We start from the raw sequence: 20,874 nt of genomic DNA on the forward strand, positions 1-20,874 counted from the left end.
AATGGCTAATAATTTCGCCAGGGAATCGATGTCGGGAATACATGGGAAAGAAGTTGAGAGCGAGCGTTGAACCAGTACGATTATTCTACATTCCGGTTAACCTGACAATATCGATTCAAGGTTTAGCAACAGCGAACCTGTAATTTGATCGCAGCATCCAACACGAGTTTCAGTCCCGCAAGCGGGATTCAAGGTTTAGCAACTCGTATAGCTTGCCTTCTCCGCACTCATGAACAGTTGTTTCAGTCCCGCAAGCGGGATTCAAGGTTTAGCAACGGCTGAAACGCTTTGTGATGCCTGCCTTTTCAGCAGTTTCAGTCCCGCAAGCGGGATTCAAGGTTTAGCAACTGGAAAGTTTGGGGATTGTTGTTAAGCGGGACGGATGTTTCAGTCCCGCAAGCGGGATTCAAGGTTTAGCAACCCGACAGGACCAGACCCACGAGGAAGAACGATCGCTTACACTCGTTTCAGTCCCGCAAGCGGGATTCAAGGTTTAGCAACCCGAGAAGGTATACCTCGCGGAAGTAGCTTACAACAATTGTTTCAGTCCCGCAAGCGGGATTCAAGGTTTAGCAACCTTTTGGTACTACGCTCCCTACCAAGGAGGGATTCAAGCTCGTTTCAGTCCCGCAAGCGGGATTCAAGGTTTAGCAACCTGCACTGTGTCTTCAAGTTCGACGGCATAAGCGTTTAACGGTTTCAGTCCCGCAAGCGGGATTCAAGGTTTAGCAACCCCGCATTGCAGCGGCGTTTGGTTGTGCTGCTCCCCAGGTTTCAGTCCCGCAAGCGGGATTCAAGGTTTAGCAACTTTATCGAAATTTTACTGTTAATGCTGGTGTTACTGTGTTTCAGTCCCGCAAGCGGGATTCAAGGTTTAGCAACTCATTCGGTTGATGCTGTACTTTTGGATCGAATTTTAACGTTTCAGTCCCGCAAGCGGGATTCAAGGTTTAGCAACTTCTGAGGTGGTTCGGGGGATAGCGGGAACATCTCAAAAGTTTCAGTCCCGCAAGCGGGATTCAAGGTTTAGCAACGATGGGGCACAACACGGGAAGCGGGTTGGAAAGAGATGTTTCAGTCCCGCAAGCGGGATTCAAGGTTTAGCAACTTCAGTCTTTTTCAAAGCGCGATTTGTCCGAACTTGTTTCAGTCCCGCAAGCGGGATTCAAGGTTTAGCAACTAGGCGATGACAACCCGTTAAAGATTCGCTATCTAGGTTTCAGTCCCGCAAGCGGGATTCAAGGTTTAGCAACCGCGCTCGTCCCAGACAAAGCGACAATCATTGGAACGTTTCAGTCCCGCAAGCGGGATTCAAGGTTTAGCAACTGAGGGATTAGCAGCTTTCAGTCCAGACCTGGCTTTGTTTCAGTCCCGCAAGCGGGATTCAAGGTTTAGCAACCCTCAAGTCTGCATCGCTCAAGTCTGCACCACTCAATTTTGGTTTCAGTCCCGCAAGCGGGATTCAAGGTTTAGCAACTGTGTTAAGGCTGGATTAGGACAGTTCAGATTGTTGGTTTCAGTCCCGCAAGCGGGATTCAAGGTTTAGCAACCATTCGGTTGAACACCCAACGCTGAAGGAAGGTAAGGTTTCAGTCCCGCAAGCGGGATTCAAGGTTTAGCAACTGAAAGCTTATCGACATAATGCCCTTTATCCCTAAGTTGCTAGATATGTTTCAGTCCCGCAAGCGGGATTCAAGGTTTAGCAACCTCTCTGGATCGCCTTGCCGGGGTTCCCCTTGAATGTTTCAGTCCCGCAAGCGGGATTCAAGGTTTAGCAACCCCAGAGACCTCTAACTCCCTAGACTGGTTAGCTGTTTCAGTCCCGCAAGCGGGATTCAAGGTTTAGCAACTCCGTGCCCTGGAACCCCTATTACGCGCAGGTTCCCAGGTCTATTTTGGCAAGCCTCAAAAAATTGCCAATTTAGAGCCTTGGTAATATCAGAAAAATTCCACTATTAGGGCACTTTCGGATCTCAAAACTATTGAATTATCATGGTTCTAGCGATTTTGGCGAACCCCCTAGAGTTTTAGCCCTCGCTTCGGTTTGCCAAAAACACGCCATCATCATAGCCAAAATGACGCAATCTTGTCGAGCCACGTGGAAAGATCAGGAACTTCCTACTTGGGCCAAGTCGCACAAATTCCTAACCGTTCGTGTGAATTCCTCCGTCATCTCATCTGACCCAGTGGCATGATAAACCGCGGCTAACTCCTGATAGAACCATAAAGTTTGTTCTTGATCACCGCTAAACCGCTGCCAGATTGAGGAGCCAAACCGCTGCCACTCTATCAACAGAGATCGTGCATTGTGCAATTTATCTGCCAAAGAAACCCTGCGAACCTCAACTGTGGCACCATGGATGTTTTCAAGATATCGCAGCTTACGCTCCTTCCAAGGCGGTTTTGGATTCGTATCTGACTCTGTGCAACCGTCTACAATGGCCACCACCCGATCGCCAAATCGCTCCCGAATCGCTTCACGAGTTGGCTGTCCGCCCTGATCTTCGATCGCATCGTGCAGCAAGGCAGCAATCGCCTCATCCTCACTGCCGCCCGCCTCCAGCACTAGCGCTGCCACACTCAGGAGATGAGAGATATAAGGAACGCCGCCTAACTTTCGACGTTGATTGGCGTGTATGCGTGTTGCATAGACCAATGCATCTTCAAAGCGTGCCGTTAATTGTGCCGTATTCATCATCTAAATCTGTGGATAGTACAGTTGAAATTCCGCTTGCACCTCACGCGCGATCGCCTGCCGCAGCGCCCAAGGGAACAACACCTCTCCATTTGGTCGCCAAGCTCGCAAACGGTGTCCCACATTCGTATCTCCAACACGATAGTGCACTTGGTAGTAGGCATCGTCAGGTGATCGACTGTGCAAAACCTGCAAGAGCGCGTTGCGCTGAGTCAGATCTGAGCATTGCCGCTGAATCAACCCTTCAGCAGCATGATATGTAATTTCTTGGAACGTATCGTGTCGAAATGTTCCTTGGATATAGCGATCGTGAAAGTCTCGGTTAAAGCGAATTAAAATTGGCTGAGCCGGCAGATAGAAATCAAATCCCCAAGCTTTTGCCATTTCAGTTTCAATATAGTCTGGGGTTGGAAGGCTCCTTTTCTGATAGTGATGCAGAAGTGTCTGAGGAATGTGAGGATTTGTCCACTGAAGCGGCGAGAGATCCTGAATGCGATCAAGCCTGTAGTTATACCAATCGCCCTGACGATTCGGAGTTTGACCAAACGCACATAAATAAATCGCGCGTTGAGCGTAGTACAGACACACAGGATACACAATACACTGCATCGATTTTTCCGCTCTCGCACTCGCGTACTTCAGTTGAACTGGTGGCACTAAGTCCGACTTCCAAATCTCGCACAGCATATCCTGCCAATCATCCACTTGGTCAATCACGTCTTGCGAAAGAATGTAATCAACGTGTAGAAAAAAGCGTTGCGTTCCGTTGATCTGCTGCGAGAAGGTTTGAGCCAGTGTTGCAACATCGGGTGCAAGAAAATTCAGGGAATGAGGCTGAAATTTAGCCTGATCGGAGTCTACAGCTTGCAGACCTGGGCAAATGGGTACCTGAGATACACGCACATAACTCTGACTGTGCTGCTCAAGCCATCCCAATTCGGTTAGAACCTTTAAATCTGCCTGCAACGATCGACGGGTCATGGCAAACAGCGGGGTCTGTAACAGCGCTTCTAATTCTGGTTGGGACACCGCACAGTGCTGCCGGAATGCTTGTCTCCACTGTGGTTCCGATATCTCATCCTGGGTCTCAAACAACCAGGCTCTCGCCGTCTTTGCACAAGCACACTCATGATCATGCAAGCCTGGTTTTTCTTCTCCTTTCGGATGTGTTGGACTAAAAAACGCACTCCGCCACTGGGCAAACGTAAAGCGATCTTCCAGTGCATCTACTCGATCAACATGATAAATAAAGCGAATCAGCACCCAAAGCCGCAGCGATCGCAGCAGGTTTTGTTTGAGCGATCCTCTTGCGAGCCACTGCAATAGCTCGATCGAGGGAGGAAGCGCGTGTAATTCAGCAGCGTGAATACCTCCAGCTTGTTCAGACATACTAAAACCCCCAGAGAACTCCTCATTATCGTCTAGCCTGGAAATAGCCTCTTCCAAATGTCTGCTAGAGTACCCTCATCTTCACCAGCGACAGACTATGAGTGCAATTCAGCTTGAGGTTACATCTCGACAGACTCAGCAGGGACAACCCTACCAGCACTTGCAGATTCAGATCACCACTGCCGATGGCATCATTAATCCTCAAGATATGAAAGCACTCAAACTGCCGAAAACGATGCAGTTTCATCAGGGTGTGGTGATTGAGGGCAAAGCTCCCCTGTGGCTCTACGGCTATTTAGTGCATGAATGCCATCCGGCTCCTTGGGTCGGCTGCTATGATCCGCGGCTCGGTGCGATCATTGTCGCAACTCATAGCCATGCCGTAGCAGCGGGTCAAATTCTGGAGATTGATCTTCCCATTCCCAGCTAACAGGCGGCTGAATTGAAGCAAATCAATTGATCGTGTGAACTTTGTAATCTTGAGCATGAATCCTGAACCCCTTCCCCAATCAGAAGTTTCTTTCCAGGTTGTCTCTCTTACAACTCCTGAACAAGAGTGCCAGACGCTAGCCATTGACCTGCTCAAACCCAAAAGCTTAATTGGCACCGATGAGTTACAGCGGCTCCAACTTCCGGCAGAACTCGATCGACAGCGAGAAGTTGTCCTTTATGGTCGGGCTCCAAACTGGCTGTTGTGCCACCTGAGCGACCAACTTCGAGAGGTTCCTTGGCTAGGATACTACGACCTGCGGACTCAGGTGATCGTGGTTGTGCATAGCCGAGTGGATTTTCCCCAAGTCGGGGATGTCATTCCTGTGATTTTCAAGACAGTTCCTGGCTGCTCAATTCTGATTGGTGGCCCTCCGAATAGTGGCAAGAGTGTTTTCTCAAATGCGCTTCGGGTCGGCCTGATGCAAAAGCGATCGCGCATGAAGAGCTACTTACATCGCGCCAACTGGGATGGCGAAGGCAACCATACTTACGAAACCCCTAATCCTGCTTTAGCCGAGCAGATCCGTAAACAGAACAATCGCAAGTTACATAAACACTTATCCGATGAATTGCTGGAAAAATACCTGAAAGACCGCGCCGGAGAGATTGAGAGAATTCGAACCGTTACGGATTTAGTTTTGATCGACGTGGGCGGAGTTCCTGATTCTAAGAAAGCTCCCATTGTGGAGCAATGTACTTATTCCATCATCATCAGCAACGATCCAGACAAAGTCCAGTCTTGGCGTGAGCTATTTCAACCGAGGCTAAAACCCCTTGCTGTGATTCATAGCGTCCTTGAAGAGAGGGTAGAAGTTTTACAAACCGACCCTTATTTAGAGATGATCGCTGGCCCTTGGTTGCGCGATCGGGTTTATACGGTTCCAGACATTTTGTTAGACAAAGTGTTGCAGGCCATAGACAGCAGATTACATTTAGGCTGAGATCCCGTAAGCTTTTTTCACATCGTGTTAGAAATCTAAACACAATTGTTTCAAGTTGTCTAATTGTTCGGACGCCTGCAAGATTGTGAGTAATATTCGGCAGGAAAACGCTGAATTGGGAGTATCGTAAGAGACCAAGTCGAGACCTTGATCGACAACATAAGTGCATAGAACAAGTCGTCTTCTATCCAGGAATGTTTAGCTGATAATCTATGAGCGCTGCTGCAAATTGCTTAGCAATTTATCAAACTGATCGCCTGTTTTTGCTGATGGGCGAAAATCCACTCCCCAACTACGTAGCAGCATTGTCTCTACTCAAACCGGATGGAATCCCCTACTTAATTCACACAGCCTACACTCAAGTTCAGGCGGAGCGTTTTGCTGCAATTTTAAACAAGCTGTCCGGTTTGAAATCTGCTCGGTTGGTTAATCTGGGCCATGCTCAAGGCGATGCTTACGCAATCCACCAAGTGATTAGTGCGATCGCGCGGGATTTGACAGGTTCAGTCGGAATGAACTACACCGGGGGCACAAAAGCTATGTCTGTTCATGCCTATCGGGTGTTAGAGCAGCTCCATCCTGAAGCGATTTTTAGCTACCTGGATTCGAATACGCTAGAAATGATCATTGACCAAGATCAACAGCCAAGTGTTCGATTTAAGGTTAGACCCCAGCTATCTCTAGAGCATCTCTTCCAGCTTCATGGTTTATCATGGCAAAGTCACCAGCCTCCAGTTTCGAAACCAATTCAAGCCGTTGCAGCAACTAGGCTTGCTCAACTTCACCAATCAGAGATCAACATGAAACTATGGCGGAGTTGGTGCAATCATGCTTTGCGCCAAGAGGGCAAGAATGAATACGGTCGCTGGAAGCCAGAAGAAGAGCTTGCACAGCTACCGTCCCGCACCCTCTCGAACCTGAGTACACCTTTCAAAAGTCTTCTACAGCAATACTTTGAAGCCGATTCTAATCACCTCAGGCTGCAAACTGCTGGGAAGCAGGGATTTAATAGCATTACGCAACTGTGCGAGTGGCTCGATGGAACTTGGCTAGAGCATTACACACTCTTTCAGATTCAAAAAATCAGTGCTCAATGCAACATTCATGAAAGCGGTCTATCATTTCGGATTCAAGATTCAGCCCGCCCCAATGGCTGGGACAAATTTGAATTTGATGTCGCGTTCATGCGACATTACCAACTTTTTGCGATCTCTTGTACGACTACAGGAAAGCGCTCCCTTTGTAAACAAAAGCTAATCGAGGCGAACTTGAGAGCAAGACAACTGGGTGGAGCAGAAGCACGTGTTGCATTGGTTTGTTGTCATCAGTATCCCGATTCTTTGCGATCTGAGCTGGAGGTAGCAACCCGGAATCGCAAGATCGCGGTATTTGGGCGATCGGATTTACCAGATTTAGGACAAAAAATTGTGAATTGGGTGAAGCAAAATGGTTAATCAAGATTTAACTGAGAGCCTTACAGACCTATCGATTGGAATTGCTTGGTGTCTTGCTTGGGGTGATCAGCGTGAACCTCAATTTGATATCACGGTTTTACGGGAGATGAGGCAAGCCTTGAAAGATAAAAGGCACAATGATATCCCTCGAGATGTGAAATCTCTTATTCAACAAGTTAAAGATTTTCAACTTATTCCTAAAAACTATTTCCCTTCTACGCTTAAGCAGTTAAAAGATGACTATTCGGAATTGTGGAACCAAAAAACTCAGATTGGGCTAGTCTATGGTGGAGCAACTAAGATTAAGCAATATGTGTTTGAAGCCTCGAAACTTCCGGATATTCGGGGAGCTTCAGCATTGCTCGATCGAATTAACTTAGTTGATCTTCCAGCCTTTTTTGGTAAGGAGAAATCTATTAATGTTGAGCGATGGCTAGACAAGCCAGAAAATTTTCCTGGCTTACGGCAAGCGTTGATTCCAGAGCTAGTTATTTACTCTACTGGGGGGAATATTCTGGCATTCTGTCCAGCAGCTTATGTGAATGCTTTGGCTAACGCAATTGAAAAACGCTACACCCACGAAACTCTAACAGCAAATTCTTGTGCAGTAGGCGAAACTTTTCGTTTATTGGAAGTGAAGTTTGGCTTATTAAATGCGCAAATTGAACAAACTTTCTGGCTTGATCAGTACCTCGTAAACCAAGACAATCCAATTGTTCAAGCTTACTTTGATCAAGCAGAGGTTATAGAGCCTCAAGAAAAGTTTTGGAACCGTAAGAATTTTACTGAATTAGTTACTCAGTTAACAGCGCGATACAATCAACGTCGCAGCGGTAATAATTTTCTAAATCGCCCCAGCCGTTGTTATCCGCCGATGTTCGAAACGCATCCGTATTTACGGCGAGATGAAAGCGATCTCAGATTAGCAGTTGCAAAGGCCCAGTTAGCCGGTGAACCCCATCTTTCTGATGCCCTTGCTCGTAAAAAGATTATGGGACAGCGGGCAAAGTCTGAAGAATCAGCACGAAGAAAATGGTATAGCACTTTAGAATTTGGCTGGCAAGATGGACAGGCAAAAAAACTATGGCGAACCGGACCTTTCCAGAGTTGGGGATTCAGGTTTGAGAGATTTCTCAGGGAAACAGGAAAAGCACATGGCTACTATCGGAACCTTACAGAGCAGCAAGTAACAGGAGCAAGAACCTTACGGGAAATCGGCAATGTCAGCCGCACTAAAGGATTTGTTGCTTATATCTATGCTGATGGCAATAACATGGGGGGATATATTCAGAAATCTGTTCATGCACCTGAAGACCACCAAAAATTTAGTAAAGATGTTTTTGAAGCAGTTGGGCAATCAGTCTTCCAGGCTCTTTCACAGCAAAATCCACGCCAATTACAAGGCTTAAATGACGCGGACAATATCCATCGCAATAATAACTGGATACACCCTTTTGAAATTGTCACTATTGGTGGTGACGATGTTCTACTAATTGTTCCAGCAGACCAAGCATTAAGTATTGCCAAAACGATTGGTGAGAATTTTGAAGCACATCTCTCTGCTATTCAGTCAGAAGAGGGCAGCTTTATTTATCGTTCTGATAAAACATATAATCCCGAGAATGCCCATCGCTATCACTCTCCTGAGGAGTCAAGTAATCCAACAGGAGAAAACCAGTGCAAGCTGAGTATGTCTATTGGAGTACTCATAACAGCAGAAAATACCCCAATTTATTATGCAGAGAATCTAGTCTCGCAATTGCTTAAATCTGCTAAAAAACGAGCAAAAGATTTGAGAAACGAGGAAAGATATTTAGGGGGTACAATTGACTTCCTTATCCTCAAATCCGTAACTATGTTAAGCGATAAAATTGAGACTTTCCGTCAAGAGGGTTTAACCAAAGAAATTAAAATCCAAGAACGCACCCAAATATTAAAACAGTATGCAGGTCCCTATACGTTGCATGAAATTGGAGGTTTAGTCGATACAGTTAAAGCCCTGAAAAAGGCAGATTTTCCCCGATCACAACTCTATCAAATTCGCATTTTGCTTGATCGAGGTAAACAAACTGCTATCCTCAACTATCGATATTTTCGTACTCGTCTCAAAACTGAAAGCAATCAACGGATTCTTGAGCAAGAGTTTGAGAAACCCTGGTGCTCTGCTAAAACCAACGGTGGTAATATTGCACCCTGGATGTCGTACCAAACGGATCAAGGGACGACAGGCTACGAAACCATCTGGCGGGATTTGGTTGATCTCTATGCTTTTGTCGACGAGCTTGACAGAGGTGATCGTCCTGTTGCTACATCCAGTAACACAGCAGAGGTAAAGCCATGATTCAGTTGCAATCCCTCACTAATACTACTGAAATCTTTCCAATTACAGCCATTGTAGATTCAGCTCTTTGCGTGGGGGCAGGTGGGTCCTCTGGCTCGTTGGCAGATAAACCTATCGTTCGTAACGCTGAAAATAACTTAGTGATTCCTGCTTCCCAGATAAAAGGGCGGTTGCGGCATGAATGCGAAAAGATTGCTCGTGGGTTAGGATGGCAAATCTGTCAGACCCCAAACGCAGGGATGATGCGATTGCGTCAGGAAGAAGTAGCTGAGAATCCTTATGTTTCTCAATTCCAGAGAGATGAATATAGGGTTCCTGGTTACCCTGATACTTATCACTGTTTAATAAGTCAAATATTTGGTGATCCCACTTTGCCATCACGGATCATCCTGAACGATCTCGTTTATGAGGAAAATCCAGAGAATTTGCCTGAGGTGTTGCGTCCTGGCGTCAGCATTAATCGCCGACGTCGCACTGCTGAAGAGCAAAAGCTTTATTTTCTGGAAACCTCCCCTGCCAATGCTCAACTGCGCTTCACAGGTAAGCTGCACCTTCTACCTAGCCTTACACCTACTCGCCCTGACTATGCCAAAGCATTAATTTGGGTAGGTTTGCAACATATTCATGCTTTAGGAGGCGGCAAATCGGCTGGACTGGGTTGGCTACATTGGGAGTTGCCACCATTAGGAGCAGTCAGCATAGACGTTTGGGAATTTTTGGCGCGGGGAGGGGCAATATGAATCGAATTGAATTACGCATCAAAGCTGTATCTCCTCTGGCGATCGGTCGTCGGAAACCAGGTGGCTCCATCAGTGAAGTAGAAGATTATATTCCGGGAACAGTAATTCGGGGAGCGATCGCAGGACAAATCTTACGGGAGTCAGGACGAGGTTCTGAGGATCTAGCTACTCAAGGCGGTGATTTCGAGTCTTTATTTCTGAGTGATCAGCCGGCTATTTTCCAGAATGCTTATCCTGCTATTCTTGCCATCAAGAATCAGCCTAGAACTATTGATATCTTTTGCCTTCCAGCAACAGCCTTAAGTAGTAAGACTAATCCGGGATTCACCACAAAGAAAGGTGCTGATGGTGCATTTGACACCTTAATTGACCGTTTCTGTGCTGAATCCTACGGCTATCCCCACGATCCTTGCACCCTTAAAGGAGAGCGAGTTGATAATTTCTCTGGCTTTTACTGTCGGGTCAAGGATCGCTACTTCACTCCTTCTACTAGCAAAAGGCTGTTAACACGAGTAGGAATCAACCGTCGTCGGGCTACGGCTGAAGATGACATCCTCTACAGTATTGAAGTGCTCAATGAGTCAAAGCTTATCAAAGATGAACCTGTTGTTTACAAATCGGCAATCCTGTTACCGGATGAGCAACTGGCTGGTCATTTGCAACAATATATCCGCGATCGTGCTACTAGTTTTCGACTTGGTGGTTCTATCTCACGGGGTTTAGGAGCGGTCGAGATCATAACTGAACCACCAGCCAAGATAAAGTTTGATGTTCAAGCTCGTATTCATCAATTTAACAAGACGTTGAATGAACGTTGGGAAGGCTGGCGGCGCGTATTTAGAACACCCTTGACAGATGTTGTTACAAATCGCACCTTTTTCACTCTTAGTTTTCAAGCTGATGCTATTTTGGCTGAAAACTGGCAACGCACAATGGTTATTTCAGAAACCATGCTGAAACAGTTTGCTGGTGTTCAAGATGAATCATTACAGCTCCATGCATCTTATAGCAGCTATGACTATCGCGGAGGCTGGAATGCAGCTTGGGGTCTAATGAAGGATATCGAGCTAGTTACTAATAAGGGTTCTGTTTATCTGTTTAGTACTACTAACCCGAACGCTTGGTGGCAAGCTCTATCAAATTTGGAGCTCAAGGGTGTGGGCGAGCGTACTAGTGAAGGGTTTGGGCAAGTACGAGTATGTGATGAGTTTCATTTGATTTTTCGAGAGGCAGCAAAATGACAGAGTATTCAGAACAACAGCAGCAACTTATAATCCAGCGAGAGATCCGTCAGGAAGAGGATTACTTAGTGATTGCGATTCAAGAGGCTTTGGATGAAGCTAAATACGGTGACTTAGAGGAATCACAATTTCGGAATCTAGTTAGAGTTGCTGATACAACGGATAGCAAAGAAGTAATCAAAAACTTTTTGCGCTATCAAATGGGACGAGATAAGAAGTGGGGGCGTGGAAAAGATTCCCTAGCCGAAAGAATTATCCAAGACATCAATACAAAGCTTGCAGATAAAGCAAAGTCAATAATGGGCAAGGCTAACGTTTTCAATGAAGAAACAATTGAAAAAGCAATCACCCTAGAACTGATTCGTCGCTATTTTGGCTACGGTGCCCGATACCTCACGTATAAGCGTAAAGCTCAATCTTAAATTGTCCAAGATTTTCTCACAAACAGAATTATGCCTAGACTTGTAATTTCTACTGTTGGAACTAGCCTACTAACAAATCAAATTGATCCTGACTGTGATCTAGATTCATTGGAAAGTCAATTAATAGAAACAGTCAATTGTTCAGAAAAAGATTTTCAGAGGTATCATCCAGAACTTAGCTCTTCACTGCAAGATTTAAAGGATAGAGCAAAAAAGGCTTTATCTAAGAATGATGATGTATCCAGCTTCCGATCTGTATCTGCTGAACTTAACGGTATCTATGGGTTTTATTTCAATGATTTAGCTCAAGGGCGTGAAGATGCTCACCTGTTGATTGCGACAGATACAGCACAAGGTCAGTTGGCTGCAAACCTTTTGGCAGCACATTTGAAAAGCAAGGGTATTGACAACACTTCTGTTCTTCATGCTGATGAACTATCTATCGCCAGTAGTCGAATCTTCTCTGAAGGTATTGCCAAATTATTGCCCTATCTTCAACAAACAATTGAGGGTTACCGCTCGAGCAACTATCAAATTTGCTTCAATTTAGTAGGTGGCTTTAAAGCATTACAGGGTTTTTTCAATGTAATTGGGATGTTTTATGCTGATGAATTGATCTATATTTTTGAAGGATCTAACGAGCTTATTAAAATTCCAAAACTTCCAGTAAAAATCGATCCTACCCGGGTAGAACCTCATAAAGTTCCTTTAGCGATGATGGCTGTAGGTGATATTCGCACTTCGTGGGAAGAGGCAAAAAAAGTGCCTCAAGAGTGGACTTTACCTCTTGATCAGGAAATGACTTTGTCTACTTGGGGAAGTCTTGTGTGGAGCAGATGTAAAGAAACGCTACTCACAGATAAACTACTTGAATTCCCCAGGATTTTCTATGACGAATCTTTCAAAAGTGACTATCGTAGGCCTGTAGTCACTAAAGCGAGAAAAGTTGAACTTCATGAGAAACTTGCAAGAGTTGCTACGCAGCTAATGAAGTTTAATGGTGATACAAGTCGATTTGACCGTAACCTACACTACACAAGATATGAAGGTGGAAAGATTAACCACATTGATCATTTTTACGTTAACAACGATGATGGTTGGCGTGTGAGTTGTATTGCGAAGAATGGCAATTTGTATCTTCGCCACTATGGTGAGCACGATTATGTCAATAATAATCCATAAATCCATAGCAGATAAGGAGAGTGTTTGTAATTAAGCTAAAAAGTATTTCTATTCGAAATGTTCGAACTAGCTTATAGAAACTTGAAACAGATGGAGGATGAATAATGTTCGAGACTTTCCAAAGTCGGTTGGAGCTAACTGGCACGCTCACCACAGTGACAGCATTACGCATTAGTGCTGGACGCTCGTCAGAACCAATTGGTTCTGATCTACCTGTAGTCAAAGATGCTTTAGGGAGTCCACTCATTCCAGGTGCAAGTTTTAAGGGAGCGATGCGATCGCGTCTTGAAAGCTTTTTACGTGGAGTTAATGAATCATTTGCCATCGACCCTAATGAACTCACTTCTTCCTCCTGGCAAAACCAAATTAGAGAACTAAAAGAGCGATTTAAAGACAGCGATGAGAGTTTAACAGCCGAGATTCTAAAACGGAAAAATACAGATTTAATTTCGCATCTATTTGGTTCTCCCTGGCTGGCAGGCAAGCTTCAAATTCGAGATTTGAGCGTTCAGTCTAATGCTTGGTTTGGGCAGTATCAAGAACGAGATGGCGTTGCAATTGATCGGGATACAGAAACAGCTTCTGATGGTAAGCTCTATGACTTTCAGGTAGTTCCAGCCGGAACTCCCTTTGAGTTTAAAGCTGTGGTTGAGAATGCTAAAGAGTGGGAATTGGGCTTGTTGATGATTGGGCTTCACCAATTTGAAACGCAGCAAATTCCGTTAGGAGGCGGTAGTTCGAGAGGATTAGGTGTTGTGGAACTACAGTTAGATGAAATGATATGGATTAATCCAAGTAACCCTCAGGATCTCATTACTTATTTACAGCATTTGGCTCGTGGTGAACTTCAGCCTTACGTAAAATCTTCCCAAGAGATCGGGGCTCTGAAAGGGCAATGGTCGACAGCCTTAATTAATAAGTTAAACCAGGAGACTACGGATAGAGAAATTCATGCATAAAAAGTTAGTGAACCACTGCACGATCGATATCACCATTTCCCCCAATGGTCCAATGCTGATCAAGTCTGGTAAAGAGGGTGCAGACCCCACAAAGCCAGATATGGAGTTTGTAGAGACCTACTACCAAGGCAGAAAATCGATTTACCTGCCTGGAAGTTCCCTCAAAGGAGCCATTCGTGCTCATGCAGAGCGAATTGTCAGAACTATTGGGCGAGACAGCCGAGATTCTGGTAATCCTGATCTTCCTTGGGCAAATGACCCATTGAACGATAATTACGATTACCTTAATGATAAGCAGGATAAGCGGAAAAGGTTGCCATCTCATAAGCTGTACAAGGAGTCTTCCTTCACAGATCAGATGTTTGGTAATACTGCAATTGCTAGCCGTATTCGGATTGAAGATGCTTATCCTATTGATCTTGGAAAAATTAAACTTGAAGAACGGAATGGGGTAGCCATTGATCGCATCTTTGGTTCCGTTGCTGTAGGTCCATTCAACTATCAGGTTTGCACTAATGGCGAGTTCAAAACCAAAATCCATCTGAAAAATTTTACTCTGGCTCAACTAGGGTTAATCGGCTTAGTTCTGCGTGATTTAAACGATGGGTGGTTTGGGCTGGGATTTGCGAAGTCGAGAGGATTGGGAACAGTAACCACAAAACTTAATTCAGCTACTGTTCAATATCCTGGTTGCAGGTTGACAGGTAATGACAGCATTGAGATGTTCTCTCAGCAGAAATCCTGGTCTCATACGGCTTTGCTGGGAGCAGGAGAGTTTTTATCCGGCAACCCTTATGGGTTCCCAGATGGTGATTTTGATGAACAGACCGATGCTGATAATCCGATTACTGCTCAAACAATGGATCTAGACTTTGGGGTGCAATTAGTCTGGACAGGGTCAGATCAAGTAAAAGACCTATTTCGGCGAGCTGTCAGAGCTTGGAGCCGACCATTGGAGGTAGCTAAATGAGTTTTGCCGGTTACAGGTTGGTTGATTCTGTTGAAGAACTTAGAGCATTGATTGCTCAGTATGCGAATCGTCCGTCCAATTACTACTTCTTGCGTTGGCCACATTGTGTGAGTGGTATGAAAGCTTCCTTACCCAATGACTTCCCTAGCCCTGAAGGACAAATGTTCAATACTGCTCTGGAATTGCGGTGGAAACGTCAGGGCGAGGGCTACAGTTTGCTGCTCCTAAGTGAAACCCTCAGGGAAACTGAAGGATTTACGGCGATACCAGGAGATTGGGAAGCTATTAACCGCTCAGCGCAGTGCCATGAATCAAAAGAAACTCAATACCCTAAAGGATTTCATTTTGGAAATGGAATTGAGCCTAAGCGAATTCAACAACGTTATTTTCGCGATCGCAACACCGCCACTATTCACTTTGTTGCTCTCACTATTGCTAGTTAGCCATGACTAATACTCCTCGTCCTAAACCTCGATCTGGTAATCCCCCTACACCGCCTAATCGCCGTGCTTATGGCTCTGGTGATTCGTTGCCACCAAAACCCTATGAATTAATCTCATTTCCTGACAAGCCACCCTCGCTAAGATCTCCCGCAGGGCATCAGAATTATCTGAGAGATCGCCTTCATGGTTCTATATCTCTTTCTCTTAAGGTAGAAAGTCCTGTTCATGTCTCAACAGGAGTTGTTGTAATGGGTAGCGATATCAGTAGCCGGGTGCCATTAATCAAACCGATGGTGCAGGGCACGGATCAGCATCTATCGATTCAAGGCAGTTCTCTCAAAGGCTGTATTCGAGCGGTCTATGAAGCAATTACCAATAGCACTCTAGCCGTAGTAACCTCTCGGTATAGAGACAAAATCCCTACAGAGCGGTTGCCCTGCCGGGATAAAAAAAAGCTTTGCCCTGCCAGTCAAGTATTTGGTGCATTGGATTGGCAAGGATTGGTTGAGTTTAGTGATGCTAAGTGTGAAAGTAATGGTTTTACCACGGGTTTCATGCCTTCTCTCTATCGCCCTCGTCCTGATCAACGCAGCGCCTATTTTGTACGTGGTCGAGTAGCAGGTCGCAAGTTTTACTATCACGCTGTCAGAGCGATCGACCCAGGACAAAGAGGTATTCCAGTGCAGCAAGCTGGAAAAGCTTATACCTTCACAACACAGCTAAGTTTTAAGAATTTAACGAAAGCGGAATTGGGAACGTTACTGGTTGTGTTGGGACAAGATCCAGAGTATCCGATTGTGCTCAAAGTTGGTGGTGGCAAACCAATTGGCATGGGTACGATGACCGTTATGGTGAATGAGATCAAAGAAGTTGAAGGGATACAGGCGTTACGCGATCGCTACTCTGCCTATACCGTTGCTGAATCCGAAACTTTGACGGGCAATCGCCTTCAACAGTTTATGCAGCAAATGATCCAGTCGGCTCACCAGGACTTGATTGAGCACTCGCAGCTAAAACAATTGACCAATGTGTTGCGTTATCCCACTGATCGTGAGCCACCAGCAGGCATGTACTAACTTCAGGAGTTGGCTATGGACACTGTAACCGAAACTCAATCTACAGTAATGACTGAATCCCATTGGCAGAGTGCTCACGCGATCGCCCAGACATTGGTCAAACAAGAAACTGACGTGAATGAGTTAGGGAAAACGATTGCGTATCTCCGCAGTGCCATCAACCTAAATCAGGCTGAGGCTGGAGCACGATTTTTCAAATATCTCAAAACTCTCGTTAACAATGGTAGAACAATCGGTCACAGTGGGCGAACGCTAGATTACTACCGTACTATTGAAAAAGCTTGTAGTGACTACCTACTTTCCTATCAAACAAAGCCTGCCACTATGCTACACATCTTAGGCTGGGTAGCTCGTTTGATGCGTTATTACCGAGAAGGAGGGGCGATCGAAGAAGATCTAGAGGCTCTTGCGAAGCGAGCCCCAACTATCTCTCCTCAAGTTCTTGAATCCGAACGGCAAGCAGAAATTCAGGCAGTTGCTCAAACTCAAAACTTTCAGTTAAGACAACAGGTAGAAGCAGTGATTAAAACAATTAAAGGTAAAGCAGTGACCTATGAACTACCAGGAAGCATAAAACTCACTGTCAAGGAGCCGAAAAAGTATAGCGATCTAGAGGTAGGGCAAGTTGTGACAGTGGAAATTTTAGAGATTCGAGAGAACGGAATTCCCAAAAAAGTGCAATGGGTTGGATGAGCTTCGCACCTCATTTCAAGCTAGACGTTAGCTTAACTTAAATCCTCTGAAACTCTCTATCTTAAACACGTTGCTCCCATTATGGATGAAACTCAGTTACGTAAATTACTAAATCAACCAAACGAAACTGTGAAGCTTGAATTTAAGAGTGAAATGTACAAGTTAGAAGGACAGAGGAGTAAATTATCGTGGAATGAACTTGTTAAGGATATCATAGCTCTGGCAAATGGAAATCTTGGGACTGCCAACGAGTATGGTTACTTAATTATAGGAGCCGAAAATACACCAAAAGATGGAATAAGAGGAACTAATGATGTTGGCGACATAAAGATAAAGGACAGGCAGATTCTACAAAAAATAAACGAATTTTGCGACAAATATTTCCAGGCTTTAAGTTGCGATACAGTAATACTAGATGGGAAGCGAATATTTGTAATTTCCATACCGCCTAGTGACTACCTATATGAGTTAAAGAAACCACTAACTGTAAAAACAGATGGAGGAACAAAGGAGTTTTCTAAAGGAAGCATTCTCCTCCGAGGTTTTGATGGAGAAGAAATATACAAGGCTAATGACGAAGAAAGATGGAGAATAAGGGAAGAAAAAGAAAATAGGCATAAACAAGAAAGTGAGCTATATAAAAGACTTGTTAATTATCAGAATATTGAGAATGAAATTAGGGAAGGTCGATTATTTCAGCTTCTCGAAAAGTATTCTACTGTTTTCAATCTTGAGCCGACTCTTACTAGAGAGCAAAGAGAAGAACTTTGCTTGATTCAAGCAGCGCTTAGATGCTCTGACAAGGCTTTAAATCAGGATTTTGAACAATTAGCATGCCAGATAACAGGAAGGCTAGCCTCCTGTCAATTGCTAAATGTTCAAACGATTCTAAAGGGCATAGAAGAACATCAAGGAGATCGAGAACGATGCTGGCTAAAACCTCTTTCTACTAGCTTAAAGCCTCCAATTGCATCTTTGCTTCATTCACTTAAAGGTCATAGAAGACCAATTCAAGCTTTAATAGCTGATGCCAGTTCTGAGAAACTTGTTTCTGTATCTTCTGATGGAACTCTTAACATATGGGATTTGAATAGTGGGAATCTCTTAAAGACTTGGCATATAGATAATGAACAAATCAGTATTTTAAGTATCACACCTGATAGTAAGAAAATCATTATAATATCTGATGATTTTGCCCTGCAAGTCTGGGATATAAGCACAGGCAATCTCATTTTTTCATTGGAGGGTCATCAAGCTGAAATTAATGCCATCGCTTTCACGCCAAGCAGTGAGAAGATAATTTCAGCTTCTGATGATAAAGCACTGCGAGTCTGGAGCTTAACCGATGGAGAGTGTGTATATGATGCAAAATTGGATAATCCTATTTCTAGCTTAGTCATTTCTAAAGATGGAAAATATGGCTTTTTGGGAGTAGATACAACCATTTATGCTTGGCAGCTATCTAGTGAAAGCTTGATCAAAGTTGATGTGCTTCTAGAACAATTACATGAAAGCCAAATTACTATTCTGATTTTACTTCCTGACCAAGATAAGCTCATTTCAGCGTCAGACGATGAAACTTTAAGAATTTGGGACTTAAAGAAAAATGTATGCCAAGCGGCTTTATCAGGATATTTTATTAAAGATGCTGCTGTTGCTCCTAATGGTAGTGTAGTTATTTTCAGTGATGATGAAAATTTGATTCGGATATGGGACTATGAAAGAGATGTAATAGATATTCTCGATGACACTGAACAGCCAGTAAGTATGTGGACTCTAACTCCAGATGGAAAACGAGTTGTCACCGTCCCATCTAATGCTAACTTCTTCAATGAAGTAATTTATATTTGGGATCTTGAGAGTAGACAGTACTTAACGGAACTCCCAGATCATAGAGCACCCATATTCAAAGTGATAGGCACTCCAAATAGTGAAAATTTCATTTCAGCTTCAGAAGACAAAATACTTAATATTTGGAGTTTGCTGAATAATCAATTACTACAAGTGGCAGAAAAGCATGTTAGTGAAGTTAGAGATATTTTAGTAAGTCTAGATGGAGAACATGCGATTTCCTTTTCTGATGATCAAACCTTAAAGCTTTGGCAGATTAGTGATGCTTCCCATCTAAAAACTTTTGAAGCAGATGGTCAAGTTAATAACCTGTTAGTTCTTGAGAAGCAAGTTGTTTTCACATCTGAAGATGAAAGCAGAAACAATGTGTTTTGTATTTCAAATTTTTTATCAGAGAGTGCTCGACCAACTTTACTTGGTCAGCATTCCAGCTTCATTAATTCTATTGTTGTTACACCTGATAGCCAATATGTAATTTCTGCATCAGATGATAGTTGCAATAACTTGAAAGTGTGGGATTTAGCTTCTGAAGTTCTTTATAAGCAGCTTGAGGGACATAGCGATTCAATCAAAACTTTAGCCATAAATTCTGAAAAAAAATGGCTGATATCAAGCTCAGCTAATAAAACTTTAATTTGGGACTTGAAAAATTTTGAACGCCTATATACGTTTGAGGGAAAATCAGCATTTTTTAGTCAGTTGAATAGGTCTCGTAATAAAATAATTACTCCTAGGGGGCGTTATTATATTAGCGCAGGTAATTTAGATTTAGAAAATGATTTAGGTCTAAAAACAGATGATTTAAACCTAAACATTTGGGATTTGCATACTGGTCAGTCGCTATATACCCTTAGAAAGGACGACCAAGTAACAGCCATTGCAATCGATCTGGCTCAAAAATACTTGATTTCGACAAATTATAATAATGACTTAGAAGTTTGGGACATTCAGAACAATAAGCGGAGGCGCTCTTTTGCTGCACACTCTCAAATTATTACATCTATAGTTATTGCATCCAATAACCGTTATGCCGTTTCAACGTCTAATGATTGTACTCTGAAAGTTTGGGACTTGAAAGAACTTGAAAGTGAGGATTTTGAAAGTGGAGAAGTACTAAAACCAATTACTATATTCACAGGAGAAAGTGAAATAAAAACTTGCGCTATCTCACCTGAAAATATCATCATTGCAGGTGAGAAATCTGGGCGGGTACATTTTCTAAGACTTCAGGGAACCTAGATGAGAATAGGTACGAGGTAGGGCAATGTAATTGCGGTCGCTCCCCCCACTCCTGCATCTGCTGCCGCACCCATGCTCGAACCGATCGCCGTAACGCCAATCGCCCCTCAGAGCGCTTTGCCTCAATCAGCCGAGATAGAGCAGCAATATCCAATTGCGGAAAGATGCTGCTGCATTCTACCTCAACATACTGCTCATCCTGGAGGTGATAGATCCTCAGTCTGCCAGTGTCACAGCACCAAAGTTCCGGTACACCCAAACGGGCATAAATCGGAAACCGCTCCAACGATTGACTCGTCACATCAATCTCTAGCGCCAGATCGGGCAGTGGGTCTTGAGTCAGATCGAACTGCAACTTACCGCGAATTCTGGCTTCATTCTGGAAATAAAAGCAGTTATCTGACTCTAAGCCTGCTTGCTTTGCCTGTTTTCGCCAAGTGGTCGAACCATAGCTCTCATAGTTCAGGTCGAGCGTTTCTGCCATGTCTTTGATTGCATCGCCGATCGTTTCCTTGAAGTATTCGTGTTCTGGCAAAGGAGCCATAATCTCTAAGAGTCCATCACAATACGCTACTCGCTCACTCCGACGATCTCCCAACTCCTGCAAAATCGCCTCAAATTCTTCCCAACTGACCTCGCGCAACAGCACCCGTTGCCCCGGTGGAACCTGAATTCGTTGAATCGGAATCTGCACGACCATCCCCGTTTCCTCTGAGAGAGTAGTGCTTCTAGTTGCCATTTCCTCT

The 20,874-nt window shown here is 44.2% G+C and carries 17 protein-coding genes and 1 CRISPR repeat array; of the genes, 14 read left to right on the plus strand and 3 right to left on the minus strand.

Features of this window, described 5'->3' with window-relative positions; translation table 11 throughout:
* Positions 1-93 precede the first annotated feature (93 nt).
* Positions 94-1,850: direct repeats of the CRISPR family, unit length 37 nt; unit sequence GTTTCAGTCCCGCAAGCGGGATTCAAGGTTTAGCAAC.
* 257 nt (positions 1,851-2,107) lie between these two features.
* Positions 2,108-2,695 (minus strand): HD domain-containing protein, encoded by a 588-nt coding sequence (locus H6F51_04775; GenBank protein ID MBD1821811.1) that lies wholly within the window; start codon positions 2,693-2,695, stop codon positions 2,108-2,110.
* Between the two features lie 3 nt (positions 2,696-2,698).
* Complete coding sequence (locus H6F51_04780; GenBank protein MBD1821812.1) at positions 2,699-4,084, minus strand: TIGR03985 family CRISPR-associated protein; 1,386 nt, start codon at positions 4,082-4,084, stop codon at positions 2,699-2,701.
* 97 nt (positions 4,085-4,181) lie between these two features.
* On the opposite strand from H6F51_04780, the gene csx3 reads away from it, so the two are divergent.
* The 14 genes from csx3 (at position 4,182) to H6F51_04850 (ending at position 20,128) form a co-directional block, all read left to right on the plus strand.
* Positions 4,182-4,514: a CRISPR-associated protein Csx3 gene (csx3, locus tag H6F51_04785; GenBank protein ID MBD1821813.1), complete on the plus strand. Its 333-nt coding sequence runs from the start codon at positions 4,182-4,184 to the stop codon at positions 4,512-4,514.
* Between the two features lie 55 nt (positions 4,515-4,569).
* Entirely contained in the window at positions 4,570-5,517 is a 948-nt protein-coding gene (locus tag H6F51_04790; GenBank protein MBD1821814.1) for a CRISPR-associated protein Csx3, read from the plus strand.
* 212 nt (positions 5,518-5,729) lie between these two features.
* Positions 5,730-6,971, plus strand: coding sequence for a DUF1887 family protein (locus H6F51_04795; protein MBD1821815.1), 1,242 nt, complete (start codon positions 5,730-5,732; stop codon positions 6,969-6,971).
* Positions 6,964-9,312, plus strand: coding sequence for a type III-B CRISPR-associated protein Cas10/Cmr2 (gene cas10, locus H6F51_04800; protein ID MBD1821816.1), 2,349 nt, complete (start codon positions 6,964-6,966; stop codon positions 9,310-9,312). Before H6F51_04795 ends, cas10 begins: the two co-directional genes overlap by 8 nt.
* On the plus strand, positions 9,309-10,052 hold the full coding sequence (locus H6F51_04805; GenBank protein ID MBD1821817.1) for a CRISPR-associated protein Csm3: 744 nt from the start codon (positions 9,309-9,311) through the stop codon (positions 10,050-10,052). Before cas10 ends, H6F51_04805 begins: the two co-directional genes overlap by 4 nt.
* Positions 10,049-11,293 (plus strand): CRISPR-associated RAMP protein Csx10, encoded by a 1,245-nt coding sequence (gene csx10, locus H6F51_04810; protein MBD1821818.1) that lies wholly within the window; start codon positions 10,049-10,051, stop codon positions 11,291-11,293. The genes H6F51_04805 and csx10 overlap by 4 nt, the downstream gene beginning before the upstream one ends.
* Complete coding sequence (locus H6F51_04815; protein ID MBD1821819.1) at positions 11,290-11,715, plus strand: hypothetical protein; 426 nt, start codon at positions 11,290-11,292, stop codon at positions 11,713-11,715. Before csx10 ends, H6F51_04815 begins: the two co-directional genes overlap by 4 nt.
* Before the next feature lie 30 nt (positions 11,716-11,745).
* A complete protein-coding gene (locus H6F51_04820) occupies positions 11,746-12,897 on the plus strand; it encodes a putative CRISPR-associated protein (GenBank protein MBD1821820.1) in 1,152 nt (383 codons plus the stop codon).
* Positions 12,898-13,001: 104 nt separating this feature from the next.
* Complete coding sequence (locus H6F51_04825; protein MBD1821821.1) at positions 13,002-13,856, plus strand: CRISPR-associated RAMP protein; 855 nt, start codon at positions 13,002-13,004, stop codon at positions 13,854-13,856.
* Positions 13,849-14,826: a CRISPR-associated protein gene (locus H6F51_04830; protein MBD1821822.1), complete on the plus strand. Its 978-nt coding sequence runs from the start codon at positions 13,849-13,851 to the stop codon at positions 14,824-14,826. The genes H6F51_04825 and H6F51_04830 overlap by 8 nt, the downstream gene beginning before the upstream one ends.
* A complete protein-coding gene (locus H6F51_04835) occupies positions 14,823-15,269 on the plus strand; it encodes a hypothetical protein (GenBank protein MBD1821823.1) in 447 nt (148 codons plus the stop codon). The genes H6F51_04830 and H6F51_04835 overlap by 4 nt, the downstream gene beginning before the upstream one ends.
* 2 nt (positions 15,270-15,271) lie before the next feature.
* On the plus strand, positions 15,272-16,345 hold the full coding sequence (locus tag H6F51_04840) for a CRISPR-associated protein (GenBank protein ID MBD1821824.1): 1,074 nt from the start codon (positions 15,272-15,274) through the stop codon (positions 16,343-16,345).
* A gap of 48 nt (positions 16,346-16,393) precedes the next feature.
* Entirely contained in the window at positions 16,394-17,038 is a 645-nt protein-coding gene (locus tag H6F51_04845) for a hypothetical protein (protein MBD1821825.1), read from the plus strand.
* Positions 17,039-17,119: 81 nt separating this feature from the next.
* The gene (locus H6F51_04850) at positions 17,120-20,128 is read left to right on the plus strand and encodes a putative DNA binding domain-containing protein (protein MBD1821826.1); all 3,009 of its coding nucleotides are present in this window, start codon (positions 17,120-17,122) and stop codon (positions 20,126-20,128) included.
* Here H6F51_04850 and H6F51_04855 read toward each other — a convergent pair.
* The gene (locus tag H6F51_04855; protein MBD1821827.1) at positions 20,073-20,828 is read right to left on the minus strand and encodes a Uma2 family endonuclease; all 756 of its coding nucleotides are present in this window, start codon (positions 20,826-20,828) and stop codon (positions 20,073-20,075) included. The two genes, H6F51_04850 and H6F51_04855, sit on opposite strands and share 56 nt — an antisense overlap.
* Positions 20,829-20,874 lie beyond the last annotated feature (46 nt).

This window comes from Cyanobacteria bacterium FACHB-DQ100, from assembly GCA_014695195.1.
Taxonomy (GTDB): domain Bacteria; phylum Cyanobacteriota; class Cyanobacteriia; order Leptolyngbyales; family Leptolyngbyaceae; genus Leptolyngbya.